The sequence below is a fragment of the Coleofasciculus sp. LEGE 07092 genome (genome assembly GCF_015207375.1).
GTDB lineage: Bacteria > Cyanobacteriota > Cyanobacteriia > Cyanobacteriales > Coleofasciculaceae > LEGE-07092.
Genome location: NZ_JADEWY010000173.1, coordinates 1 through 11,699, shown reverse-complemented (window position 1 = coordinate 11,699; position 11,699 = coordinate 1). Strand labels below are relative to the sequence as shown.

The following is an 11,699-nucleotide window of genomic DNA, read 5'->3' as shown; positions in this document are numbered from 1 at the left end:
CAGCACCCCAGCACCCCCCCACTCCCTCTGCCTCAAATCCGAGCTTGATAATCCTTAAAGGACTGATAGCAAGCTTCTGAATTGTAGAGATGACATTGGTCGGTAATCTGCTTCATCAACGACCAAGAAAAACGACACTCACGCAAGTTATCTCCCCAATTTTCCTTGAGAGCACGATGAGCTAACCGCAGATTGTAGGAAGGAATCGCCGTGGATACGTGATGGGGAATGTGAACGTTGATGTCGTGGCAGAGGAATTCTACCCAACGGGGATAATCGCAGTGAACCGAGCCAAAGAGTTGAGCCTCAGCCGCATTCCATTGGTTGGCTGGGGTGAAGGGAATGTCGGGTGCGGTATGGTGAACGATGGTAAAGGTACTCATCCAGAAGTGGTAAACCATCCAAGGCATGAACCAGAATTTGATCAGCCCCCAGAACCCTGTTGTGGCAATGAGTAACGGAAAGAAAATTGCAGCAAAACCGAGTACGACTAACGCTGAAAACTTCACCTGAGAGCGTTGTTTGCCTTCAAACTTAGTCCAGTTAAAGTGCAAAACTGCCCAGTGTGCAATTGAACCAACCCACCAAAATCGACCTCTAATTCCCTGGTAAAGCCATTGCAACCACCGGGTTTGGTTGGTATAAAACTCGGCTGTAAAGGGTTGCCATGCATTGTCTACGGCAAGTTTGTTGGTGTGAGTGTGATGGTAATTATGGAGAATACGCCAGCCATGGAACGGATAAATGAGAGGTAGAAACATCAAATGTCCCACTAAGTCATTCACCCAGCGACGATTGGCAAACGAGCGGTGTCCGCAATCGTGTCCCAATACAAAAAAACCGGTCAGTGCTGTACCGGTAAAAATCCATAGCGGGGGTAAACAAAACCAAGGCGCGATCGCTAAACCCAGATAACCTAAACTGACGAGTAAGACATTCACCAGCAGCAATGTCCAAGCTTTGCGGCGGTTTTTGATAAATACCTCACGAGGTAAAATTCGTAAAATATCTTTCAAAAGCAAGGTATCAGTGGTAGTTACAGGTGCTGGATTAGAGGTTTGTTCTTTAATAATCGATACAGTCATGAAATGATTGAAATTTCTTGGATGAGTAATGGAAATTTTGAGTATTTAGGGACACGAACATCCTGCCAGGATGCTAATCACTGACAGGCAGAACCTGCCCTATGCCTGGTTATTTGAGTCAATGGTCGCAAAACTTAGCACCCTTGGAATGATTTCCAGGGTGCAAAGACAGCATGGCTAGTGACAACATTTTGATTACCCTTAGTTGTCAGCATCAGATGGTACTGAAGTCAACCGTTGCTGTTTGAGGATTTGCAGCCGCTGCAATAGGGTATCGACTTCCGCCTGCAAATGCAGATACTTAACTTGTTGGTCAGTCTGGTAAATAGACTTCATCAATTGGAGCAGGCGATCGCTAGTCGCAGCAGCTTGGGATTGTGTTCCTGAAGGGGAAGCACTAATCCGGCTCGGTGAATCTAGAAGAGTGGATGAACGACTTGACATTCGTTATATAGAGATTTTTACTTACTCACACCACTTGGTCATTGTATCTCGAATGTCAAGTTTAGTTAACTTAAATCTGTTAATTTTCTAAATAATCGACTTAAACAAAAGACACACTTATCAATTCCGACAACATGGCTTTCGCTCATTAACCCACCTCTATACCGCCAAAATACGACCAACTTCGATTGGGTGATGTTGGTTACAAGCAGGATTCATGAGAGCGATCGCTCACTCTAAGAAAACTCCAGCGTGAGAGATCGCTGGGGTTAGAAAACGAGATGGTAGGTTATTTTAGATTACCATCACTGGGTTCACTGCGGAAGCCCCCCTTGCGGACTACAAGCGTTGAGCAATGACGGCATAGAAAGGATCGCCACCGCCAACACCCAGCATCTGGAGGAAACTGGGAACGGAAGATGCACGGGCGATGACTTCTGGAGAACCAAATCCAGGTACTGATTGGAAGTAACTCTTAACGAGTTCAACACGACTCGCTTCGGTGCCATCTCGCCATGCGGCGATCGCTTTTTGAAAAAACATACGGTTGGAAAAGCTGATAATGGCGATGCCTCGGGGTTTGAGGATACGGTGAATTTCAGAGAACACGGCATCGGGATATTGCAGGTACTGCACAGAAACACAGTTAAGAACAGCATCAAAATCTTGATCGGGTAGGGGCAATTGAGGATTTTTGTTGAGGTTTTGCACGAAGTAATGGTTCAAGCGGGGATTGCGGGATAATTCCTTTTCATTCATGCCATGAGCTTCAACGTGAGCGAATTCTATCTCCTCGGGCAGGTGAGAAACGTGACTGCTCATCATATCCAGGATGCGGGTATTGGGTTTGAGCCGTTCTCGATACAGTTGGGTGAGTTGGTCGAGAAATCCTGCATCCACATGGGTGACGAAGCGGGGGGAGGAGTAAAATAGGGTGTCGTCTGTGTCGTCGAGTTTGATACGTTGCTCAGGGCGTAGCAGCATAGTGATGAACTGAGATTAGGGTTCTATCTCTCAGTGTAAAAAAGATTGCGAAATGTTAAGGGATTGTGGAAGTACTAAATCTGTTCCCCCTAGATTTGGCGGGCTTCCTGCGTCAGTCCAGCATCTCACAACATTCTGAACTTCTGAACTTTTGCGATCGCACGATCAAAATTCTCTGGGTGAATGAACTTCTTGGGTGATGGCAGCGTCAAGAGTCTGGTCTACGGTAACATACGATACGCACTGCCTTTGTCAACCTATGAAGCGATCGCTCTTTTGCATCACCCTGAGCTTGATTTCCCTAACCTCTCTGATACCCATTGCCCGTAGCGCTCCCCCCAGCCCCCCTGATAAAACGGTAGAATGCGAAGTCTTAGTTGCTGGTGGTGGACTGGCGGGTGCAGCAGCAACTTATGAAGCGTTACTGGCAGGACACACCGTTTGCCTGACGGAGATTACTGACTGGGTGGGGGGACAGATTTCTTCTCAAGGTACGTCGGCACTCGACGAACGCCCCACCCAGCGATCGCGTTTGTTTTACCCTCGCGGTTATCTAGAATTGCGGGAGCGAATCAAGCGCGAGTACGGCGAACTCAATCCTGGTGATTGCTGGGTGAGCGAATCCTGTTTTCTTCCCCGTGATGCACACCAAATCTTGTTGGATATACTGAAGGATGCAGCAAAACGGGGTAAAGGGACGCTGAAGTGGTTTCCTTCGACTGTTATTAAGGAACTCGACTATAACGCAACCGGGAATGTGATTACCAGTGCGATCGCTATTCAGCACGAACCTGCTGCTGGTGCGCCTCCCCTCAACACGTTTCCCCTATCTCAAACGATTGAAGAGTGGTATCAGTACGGCGATTCGCCCCGCTTTGATAAAACGATTATTCGTTTCGTACCCAAGAACCAATCTCAGGGAACTGCCCCAGATTGGTATGTGATTGACGCTTCTGAAACCGGAGAACTGATTGCTTTAGCAAACGTTCCCTACCGCCTGGGTATCGATCCTCGCTCCCATTTAGAACCGTCCTCCTCTAGCGCTACTGGCAACCCTTATTGCACCCAAGGGTTTACCTACACCTTTGCCATGGAAGCCACTGAGGAACCTCAAACCCACCAGATGCCCTCGTTTTATCCTCAGTATGAACCCTACTACAGTTATGAATTACCGAGATTAGCCGACTTTGGGTTAGTGTTCACCTATCGGCGCATTTGGAGTCCCGATGAAGGTGAAGCCACTAAATTCGGCGGCATTAATTTCACCGTTCCCACACCAGGGGACATCTCTATGCAAAACTGGACGTGGGGTAATGATTACCGTCCGGGTACTGAAGCAGATAATTTAGTGTATACCCGCGACCAACTAGAAGCGACAGGTCAACTAGCTCCTGGTGGCTGGATGGGTGGCTTGCGGACTGAGAGCCTGCGTAGGGCGGAGGAACATTCCAAGGGTTATTTCCATTGGTTAGTCGCTGGAACTACTGATTCTCAACTGGGGGATGAAGCGAAGAAGCCCCACCCCAACAACCGCTTTTTATCGGGGTTAGATTCTCCCATGGGAACAGTACATGGGTTATCGAAGTATCCCTATATGCGGGAAGGACGGCGGATTATCGGACGCCCTGCCTATGGTTATCCCGAAGGCTTTACTATTTGGGAAATCGATATGTCTCGCCGCGACTACCGGGAGGATTATTACCGTCAAACATTACCGCCCCAAATGTACCGCAGCTTATGGACTGCCTTGGCGGGACGGGAAGCTATTCCGGTGATTCAAGGTAAGGTATCTCCCGAAGAAGTCAAGCGGCGCAGTCGTTCCACGATTTATCCGGATTCTCTGGGAATTGGGCATTATGCGATCGACTTTCACCCCTGCATGAGCTTTGGCCCGCCGGAGGCTCCAGGTAATACGGAGCGTGAGGGAGAGCGTCAGGGAGCAGGACAAGCGTATCCGTTCCAAATTCCCCTACGGGCGATGATTCCCCAGAAAATTGACAATATGTTAGTGGCAGGTAAAAGTATTGCTACGAGTCATATTGCAGCGGCGGCGTATCGGGTGCATTCTTTTGAATGGTCCTCGGGTGCAGGGGCTGGCACGGCGGCGGCGTTTGCGTTGGAGAAGGGGATAGCGCCTTACAAATTGGTGGATGGACTCCCGCCTCATGATCCGCAGTTGCAGGTTCTCAGGCGACGGTTAGAACGGAATAATAATCCTACAGCGTTTCCAGATACCTCAATTTTTAATGAGAATTGGGATGGGTGGCGTTAAGTGCCAAGGGTAATGAGAGCGGATGTAGCGGATGGATTATTGATAAGTTCAATAATTTATTTGTTACATCTGTTTCATCTATCGGTTGTTTTCTGGAGACTTTTTCAGCAAGCCCCAATTAAGTTTTGGTTAAATATCTTTCCTATTCCTCAGTTAGCCATCAATAAGACTACAGCATAAGCCGCAATCCCCTCTTCTCGTCCCACCGGACCTAATTTTTCGTTGGTGGTTGCTTTGATACCGATTTGATCAGGTTGTAATTCTAGAGTGGTACTTAAGCGATCGCGCATCGTCTTAATATGGGGTTTGAGCTTGGGACGTTCTGCGACGATCACGGAGTCTATGTTACCAATCTGCCAGCCGTGCGATCGCACAAGTTGATTGACTTGACTCAGCAGCATTAAACTATCTGCTCCCGCCCATTTGGGATCGCTGGGGGGGAAGTAATGACCAATATCTCCCAGACTTAAAGCCCCTAGCATCGCGTCCATTATCGCGTGAGTCAGTGCATCAGCATCACTATGACCCAGTAATCCTAACTCGTGGGGTATCTCCACACCTCCCAAAATCAAACGGCGTCCTGTACTCAGCCGATGGATATCGTAACCGTTACCAATGCGAATAGTCATTCGGTTTTCAGGTTAATTATTGGAGATGTCTATTGTAGTGTAGGATGGTCGTCCCGCCTGTCCCGTAAAACGCCTATCAACTTTATCGAGTCTTTAAGAATCAAGCTTTTTTTAAAAAAACAGTAAATTTTTAGCGATCGCGTCTGTATATCCGTCCTCAAAACACATTTTTAGCTAATAACAAGCTATCCTCAATAGTAATGGGGAGTTTTCTAGTACAACTATCTGTTGCCAACCTTGATTGTTAGCAAAAACCACTAACCGGATTTTGGCTGGCATTGTCTGAATAGAATAACTAGGCTCGGAAAAACAGTCTTTAAATTGTCCCTTGTAGTTAACTCCGACTGGACTATGAACCGCTCAGACTTTCGCATTCCTGAAGATAAAACCCAAGACGTTTTTACTCTCGCTGCTGAGTTATACGCCCAGCACAACCAGAGTTATTCTGTCAAAGAGTTGATGGAAGCTGGGGCAGAAGCAAAAATCCCCCCAGAGTTTGTGCAACAAGCCATTGAGCAACTTCAATTACAGCAGGTGTCAGCTCAACCCTCTTTGTATAAAACTAAACGTTCTAAGCCTTTATTATTAGGTCTTGCTATCGGATTACCTGCTCTTATTGCACTGGGGTTTGCAGGCTGGCTGCTTCCTAGAAATGCTGCAACTAATGCCGCCATTAACGAACCTGTTGAAACTGTAGAACCGATTACGAATCCAATACAGGTTAGTGAGGTTAATGTGGGGGGAGAATCCTTTAAGTGTAATAATCTAAACTTTGAAGGGAAAGACCTACGCAATGAGAATTTTAGGAATGCAGATTGTACTCGTGCAAATTTGGCTGGCGTGAACTTGAGTGGTGTTGATATCAGCAGTGCTAATTTGAGCGGTGCGGATTTAAAAGGTGCCGACTTGAGCGGTGCAAATCTCAGAAATGCTAATTTGACTGAGGCGCAGTTAGAGGGCGCAAATTTAAAAGATGCCAACCTGCAAGACGCCAACTTGAGCAAAACGGATTTGAATGATGCTGATTTGAGGGGTGCAGAACTCAAGCAGACAAATTTTGCTGATGCTGAGTTAGAAGGCGCAGAAGTAGATGTAGTGGGAGCTAAAAAGGAAGGGGCTAATTTTAGTAATGCGACTTTACCTGATGGTACGGTTTATCGGTAAGTCGGGGTTATTTAAATAAAATTAACTATACTGTACCTGATTTTGTATTGAGTTCGCTGTCACTTAATACAAAATCACTTTATTGTATGGGTGGGCAAGGTTCTTGCTAGGTTCACCGCATCGGCAAAGTGTTCGGCATCACGGGCATGAAGTTGTCTGGCTGCTCAGGTAACGCGATCTCACAAATTCCTTTGCACCGTTGCTGTCTGAGAGAGTACGACCATTTATTTTAGCTTTGCTGAATAAGTCTATGACAGCGAGTAGTTTATGTTTAAGCGTATCTCTAAAATCAGAAAACTCTCCCCCTTTTTCCTATTCCTCTTTACCCTGTTCCTGACACCCCTACTAACCCTCCCTTGGGTTGGTGCCCAAGAACCACCTAAGCCTAAACCCCAAGATTGGCAGATTAACGGGATCGTCGCTGCCATCGAGGATAGTTATCCCGAAGTCAAGAAAGCTGGTTTCTATAAATTAGCGGAATACGAGCCGCAAGACTTGAAAGCGATGCTGAAGAAACCGGAGGATATTGCCCAAAAAGCTGCCAACTTCCTCAAGGATGACACAGTTGAAGAATTCTTTCGTCGTTCAGCAGCAGCAGCCTTGGGCAATTTGGGAGAGACGGGGGCTAAATATGTGCCTGATATCTTAAATATCATCAAGGATGAAACCCTTGACCCCTTTTTTCGCCGTGATGCAGCAACTGCCTTGGGCAATTTGGGGGAAGCCGGAGCTAAATATGCTCCTGATATCGCTAACATCCTTAAAGATAAAACCCTTAACTTATTTGTTCACCTCGGTGCAGCAGAAGCCTTAAGCAATATGGGGAAAGCAGGAGCAACATACACTCCGGATATTCTCAACTTTCTTCAAGATGAAACCGTTGACCCAAATGCTCGTTATGATGCAGCAGAAAGCTTGGGGAATATGAGGGAAGTGATAGTCCCATACATTCCTGATATCGCCAGCCTTCTTAAGGATGAAACCATTGACTTACAAGTTCGTGGCTCAGTAGCGGTAGTTTTGGGTAATTTGGGAGAAGCCGCCGCTCCATACATTCCAGATATTCTCAATTTTCTCAAGAATGAAAAGACTGACTATTTAACTCGTCACTATGCAGCAACAACCTTGGGCAATATCCGAAAACTGGAGTTAAATGAGGTTATTCTTATCCTGAGTAATGCCTATGAGATAAAGCAGAAATACTTTGAATACTGGCGATTTTTGACCTATTTCCTGAGTGGTGGTACGGATGACGTGAAAACCCTGATGAAATGGTTAGGTAATCCTCAAGAACTGCCTACGCAACTCAACAACAAAGAGGGTCAAAAAACACTGGAAGTATTTATTAGAGTCTGGGAAAATGCTCAGGAGTTGCCCCGACTCCAAAACGATTTAGCCGAAAAAATAGCCGTAGTTACCCGCCTTGTCTCTTGGAAATCTCAGGATATTGATTTACTGCAACACCATTACAATAATCTCAAAGCAGGAAACTTGACCGAAGCCAATGCTGTCGAGTCAGTTATAAATAATATTCTGAATAAATTTATCCTAAAAAGTTAGGTATAAGCTGGTATAACATTGGCTTGAGGAGAGCCTTCCGAATTTTTTTAATCCTCCCTTATCAAGGGAAAAATTGTTCTTATTCCCTCCCTTTGGTTTCATGAATGATTTGAAAACGCTATAGGTTGAGCAGCAATACTCTTCCCCCTTACCCACCTGCCTTACAAACGCCGCAGTAGGTTGGAACCATGGGTATCTGTGCCGCAGGTATTGAGCAAATTGTAAATGGCGCTCAATTGCTTCACCTGCTGAGTTTGCTTAGAACTAGGTTGCCAGGGATCGGGATTGGCGTAGGCATAATAAGCTTCGACGCCATCAATACCCAACTTGGCTGCTGCCGGAATCAATTCATCGGCTGAACGCCGGTAGCGAGCTGGGTGAGCTAAGACGGCTAAACCTCCCGCTTGATGAAGGGTATCAATGACAGTGGCAGCTCGAGCCTCGTGCTGTTTTGGTGCGTTGCCTTGTAGATAATGCTGCAAGCTAGGATGTCTTGGATCGAAGGCATAGCCTAGGATATGAACTTCAATATCTAAGAGCTTGGCAGTGATTTCCACACCGCTCCAGAGGTGGGGAAAGGGAGCAGAAAATGATGATTTTTCAATGTATTCCAGCCAGCTTTGAGCAACTTTATAGCCACCGATCGCATGATGGTCTGTGATAGCCAAGCCTTTTAAACCGATAGCGATCGCTTGTTCGATTAACTCTTTAGGTTTGAGCTTACCATCAGAGCAAGTGGTATGCAGATGAAAGTTGTAGGAACGAGGGCAACTATCGGGTTGAAGATTTTGCCAAACCTGCCGGAGAGCTTCCCGATCTCGTGCTGCTACTTGAGGTGACGCCAAAGCTGGGTTAACCGCCATAACTGCCTATTATAGATTATGTGAGTGGGATTGTTGTGATGCTACCCTCAACCTCAATTGGGTACGTGCTATCGTTAGAATTTCAAATTTTTAACACTACCTTAGCAAAAGATTAGTGGCAATCACCTTCTGCATTGTATTACACGTAAAACATCTAAGGTAGGCAAGAGGATACAATCGCGGTGAATGTCCCTTGACCAAGTTAAACTGAACGAGTAAGAGGGGGAGAAATGCCGCGATTGAGGGGGTATAATTGAATTGAGCCAGGTTCAAGTATCTTCGTCTTAGATTTCTCACTCCTAATGCCCTATTCGGCAACTGCCCCTCCAGAATTGCGGATCTTCCAGGCTAGTTCCAATAGCTGAGTCCAGCGCTTTTGCAGTTGTTTGGGTGTGCAGCCGATAGTTCTGGCAATTTCAAAATCACTTTGGCGATCCTGTTTGAGAGACAAGAGTTGTTGCTGTTGCTCATCAAGTTCAGCAAAGAAAGCCTCCCACTGCTCAGACGACATTCCCAACTTTTGATCTAAGTCTGCTCCTAACCACTGATGTACGAGTTTCCAGTGGGACGAGCGAGAGAATTTTTCCACATGGTACTTAAAGCGCTGTTGTAAGTAGTCGCGCTGGCGGGGAGTCAGCCCCAAAATTTCATCGATTTCGGGGGCGGCAAGGTCTTGCAGCTTTAAGACGAGGTAATCTGCACAATCAGTATGACCATGTTCCTCCAGGTATTGTACTAGCTCTGAAACAACCCGATCGCGTAATACAGACTCACTGGGATCAGTCGTTTGGGCGACTAGATGAGCTCGTACCTGTTGGATGGCAGGTAAACGGCTTTGCTCCTGGGCATCTTCTCCCTTCGCAAATTCTACTGCCTGCTCGATATCCACCACTGTTTCGCTGGGTTGGCGTCTAGCAAAGCTTTGAGCTCTAAGGACAATAAGCTGCTGACTGCTGCGATTGGGCAACGTAATACGCCGCTTGGCATATTGCTCAGTAAATGCCATGTACTCTGCAAGTTCGATCTGAGTGCGAGGCGTGTAATCTGGCTCAACAGGATTTTCCCGCCGAAATGCTTTGAGGGACTCTGCGTAAAAGTCTTGCAAGAAGTCCTCAATTAAGTTGTAACGACCCGAAAACTTTAACTGAGATTGAGGCTGTGCCACATGGCGGTACACCATTACACTTAGGTTGCTGTGCAACTCCACGCGACCTTGCTTGGAACCCAACTTGTAGTAGGATAAGCACTTGTTCAATCGGTGACGTGCTAGTGTTAATTGCCAGGAGCGAACTTGACCAGAGGTTTGGATGCGATCGCTCTTTGAACAAATTCGTTCTACCTCTTGCTCGATCCGTTTGGCTACAGCCCGAGCGCGGCTAGGCAGCGATTCCACTGATACAGCAGCACTGCTAGGTTTGCCGAGTCGGTTAGCAGAACTCAGCGCCGAGCACATTTCCTCCAGCACCAGCTCGCTCAAAGCCTGGGTTTCATTTCCAAGGAAAATGTCCGGATTGGGAAGGTGGCTTTGAGAATTTTGATTGATAGAATTGGCAGTTTTAACGTTCATGGTATTGCCCCTAAAGACTACAGTCACGGATTACATACAGACACCAGCTTCAGAAAATGTTGTGGAGGTTATCTCCTATCTGCGCTCTGTGGCTGTCTACACTTTGAATGTAGAACGCTATCTCTAGTCTTTGGTTTGCTCTTGTATCAGAATCGTGAGTTGAACCCTCGCACCCGTATTTGTTTATCAGCACAACAAGTGGCTGTAAACCTTGCTGTCCCTGCGCTTAAGGCATTTTTACGGCTCATACAGTTGCAACAGTTGGAGTGGGTTTCAGTAGACGATTAACGAACTGGGTTGATTTACAGTCAATCGTCCGTAAACCTCAATCCATCTGCTGTAGCCGATTTTCTGTACGGCAAACCTCCAGAGTGAAATTTCCAATTAAGGAGCTATCGGTATCACCCAAACCCTTACTCCCAACCTTGGCGAATGGGCAACGCCCATGCCTTTACCGCTTCCCATCCCAACCCTTTCCGAACAACTACGGGTTCGTCACCCGTCAAATCCAGAATGGTTGAGACTTCAAACCCCGGTTCTGCCTCATCATCAATAATGATGTCCACTAAACTATCGAATTCGTCGAATAGTTTGGCTCGTTCCAATCCAACCGTTGGAAGTTTGGCATTTTCATCGGGTAGGTGAGCCGAGGTGGAAATAATAGGATTTCCTAGAGCGTTCAGCAGCGCATGACAAACCTGGTGAGCAGGAACTCGGATGCCACTGGTTTTGCGTTTGGGACTCATTACCAGCTTCGGCACTAACTTGGTTGCAGGCAGTAAGAATGTGTAAGGACCCGGAATCAAACGCCTCATAATCCGATAAGCTGAGTCATTCACCCAGGCATATTGGGAAATATTTGACAAAGACGAACACAGAAATGTTAAGGGTTTGTCATTAGAGAGTTGTTTCAGACGCCTTACCCGTTCCACTGCAGATTTTACGTTCAGGTCGCAACCAATTGCATAGACAGTATCAGTGGGATATAACATCACTGCACCATCTTGCAAAGCGTTCCTTATTTTCTCTATTCGACGCATTTGGGGTGTTTCCGGATGGACAGAGTAAATAGTCGCCATAGAAATTAAAACTTCTACCAACGGTCAGATCATCCTACAGAGTGTCCCTGAT

Annotated in this window: 11 protein-coding genes; 4 read left to right on the top strand and 7 right to left on the bottom strand. The window is 46.6% G+C overall.

The window, feature by feature from the left end; all coding sequences use genetic code 11:
- Positions 1–32 precede the first annotated feature (32 nt).
- From IQ257_RS26825 to IQ257_RS26815, 3 genes are all read right to left on the bottom strand, one after another.
- The gene (locus IQ257_RS26825; protein ID WP_193933356.1) at positions 33–1,085 is read right to left on the bottom strand and encodes a fatty acid desaturase; all 1,053 of its coding nucleotides are present in this window, start codon (positions 1,083–1,085) and stop codon (positions 33–35) included.
- A gap of 201 nt (positions 1,086–1,286) precedes the next feature.
- Positions 1,287–1,529 (bottom strand): hypothetical protein, encoded by a 243-nt coding sequence (locus IQ257_RS26820; protein ID WP_193880270.1) that lies wholly within the window; start codon positions 1,527–1,529, stop codon positions 1,287–1,289.
- A gap of 339 nt (positions 1,530–1,868) precedes the next feature.
- Positions 1,869–2,513 carry a methyltransferase domain-containing protein gene (locus IQ257_RS26815; protein ID WP_193880267.1) on the bottom strand — a complete coding sequence of 215 codons (645 nt, stop codon included), beginning with the start codon at positions 2,511–2,513 and terminating at the stop codon, positions 1,869–1,871.
- Between the two features lie 259 nt (positions 2,514–2,772).
- Between IQ257_RS26815 and IQ257_RS26810 the strand changes: the two genes are divergently transcribed.
- On the top strand, positions 2,773–4,785 hold the full coding sequence (locus IQ257_RS26810; protein ID WP_193880264.1) for an FAD-dependent oxidoreductase: 2,013 nt from the start codon (positions 2,773–2,775) through the stop codon (positions 4,783–4,785).
- Between the two features lie 149 nt (positions 4,786–4,934).
- Here IQ257_RS26810 and ispF read toward each other — a convergent pair whose 3' ends face one another.
- Complete coding sequence (gene ispF / locus IQ257_RS26805; RefSeq protein WP_193880261.1) at positions 4,935–5,414, bottom strand: 2-C-methyl-D-erythritol 2,4-cyclodiphosphate synthase; 480 nt, start codon at positions 5,412–5,414, stop codon at positions 4,935–4,937.
- 351 nt (positions 5,415–5,765) lie between these two features.
- On the opposite strand from ispF, the gene IQ257_RS26800 reads away from it, so the two are divergent.
- Both IQ257_RS26800 and IQ257_RS26795 read left to right on the top strand, forming a co-directional pair.
- Complete coding sequence (locus IQ257_RS26800) at positions 5,766–6,578, top strand: pentapeptide repeat-containing protein (RefSeq protein WP_193880258.1); 813 nt, start codon at positions 5,766–5,768, stop codon at positions 6,576–6,578.
- Between the two features lie 267 nt (positions 6,579–6,845).
- Entirely contained in the window at positions 6,846–8,138 is a 1,293-nt protein-coding gene (locus IQ257_RS26795) for a HEAT repeat domain-containing protein (RefSeq protein ID WP_193880255.1), read from the top strand.
- A 161-nt stretch (positions 8,139–8,299) separates the two neighbouring features.
- Here IQ257_RS26795 and IQ257_RS26790 read toward each other — a convergent pair whose 3' ends face one another.
- A complete protein-coding gene (locus tag IQ257_RS26790; protein ID WP_193880252.1) occupies positions 8,300–9,001 on the bottom strand; it encodes a PHP domain-containing protein in 702 nt (233 codons plus the stop codon).
- A gap of 307 nt (positions 9,002–9,308) precedes the next feature.
- On the bottom strand, positions 9,309–10,568 hold the full coding sequence (locus tag IQ257_RS26785; RefSeq protein ID WP_193880249.1) for a HetZ-related protein: 1,260 nt from the start codon (positions 10,566–10,568) through the stop codon (positions 9,309–9,311).
- Here IQ257_RS26785 and IQ257_RS30915 point away from each other — a divergent pair.
- The gene (locus IQ257_RS30915) at positions 10,567–10,695 is read left to right on the top strand and encodes a hypothetical protein (protein ID WP_265584581.1); all 129 of its coding nucleotides are present in this window, start codon (positions 10,567–10,569) and stop codon (positions 10,693–10,695) included. The genes IQ257_RS26785 and IQ257_RS30915 overlap by 2 nt on opposite strands.
- 286 nt (positions 10,696–10,981) lie before the next feature.
- On the opposite strand, the gene IQ257_RS26780 is transcribed toward IQ257_RS30915, so the two are convergent.
- On the bottom strand, positions 10,982–11,647 hold the full coding sequence (locus tag IQ257_RS26780) for an L-threonylcarbamoyladenylate synthase (protein ID WP_193880246.1): 666 nt from the start codon (positions 11,645–11,647) through the stop codon (positions 10,982–10,984).
- Positions 11,648–11,699 lie beyond the last annotated feature (52 nt).

Bases quoted from the DNA above. Each gene is read 5' to 3' on its own strand.
- IQ257_RS26785 (WP_193880249.1), bottom strand. From the start codon at position 10,568: ATGAACGTTAAAACTGCCAATTCTATCAATCAAAATTCTCAAAGCCAC.
- IQ257_RS26810 (WP_193880264.1), top strand. From the start codon at position 2,773: ATGAAGCGATCGCTCTTTTGCATCACCCTGAGCTTGATTTCCCTAACC.
- IQ257_RS30915 (WP_265584581.1), top strand. From the start codon at position 10,567: ATGGTATTGCCCCTAAAGACTACAGTCACGGATTACATACAGACACCA.
- IQ257_RS26800 (WP_193880258.1), top strand. From the start codon at position 5,766: ATGAACCGCTCAGACTTTCGCATTCCTGAAGATAAAACCCAAGACGTT.
- IQ257_RS26825 (WP_193933356.1), bottom strand. From the start codon at position 1,085: ATGACTGTATCGATTATTAAAGAACAAACCTCTAATCCAGCACCTGTA.
- IQ257_RS26815 (WP_193880267.1), bottom strand. From the start codon at position 2,513: ATGCTGCTACGCCCTGAGCAACGTATCAAACTCGACGACACAGACGAC.
- ispF (WP_193880261.1), bottom strand. From the start codon at position 5,414: ATGACTATTCGCATTGGTAACGGTTACGATATCCATCGGCTGAGTACA.
- IQ257_RS26820 (WP_193880270.1), bottom strand. From the start codon at position 1,529: ATGTCAAGTCGTTCATCCACTCTTCTAGATTCACCGAGCCGGATTAGT.
- IQ257_RS26780 (WP_193880246.1), bottom strand. From the start codon at position 11,647: ATGGCGACTATTTACTCTGTCCATCCGGAAACACCCCAAATGCGTCGA.
- IQ257_RS26790 (WP_193880252.1), bottom strand. From the start codon at position 9,001: ATGGCGGTTAACCCAGCTTTGGCGTCACCTCAAGTAGCAGCACGAGAT.
- IQ257_RS26795 (WP_193880255.1), top strand. From the start codon at position 6,846: ATGTTTAAGCGTATCTCTAAAATCAGAAAACTCTCCCCCTTTTTCCTA.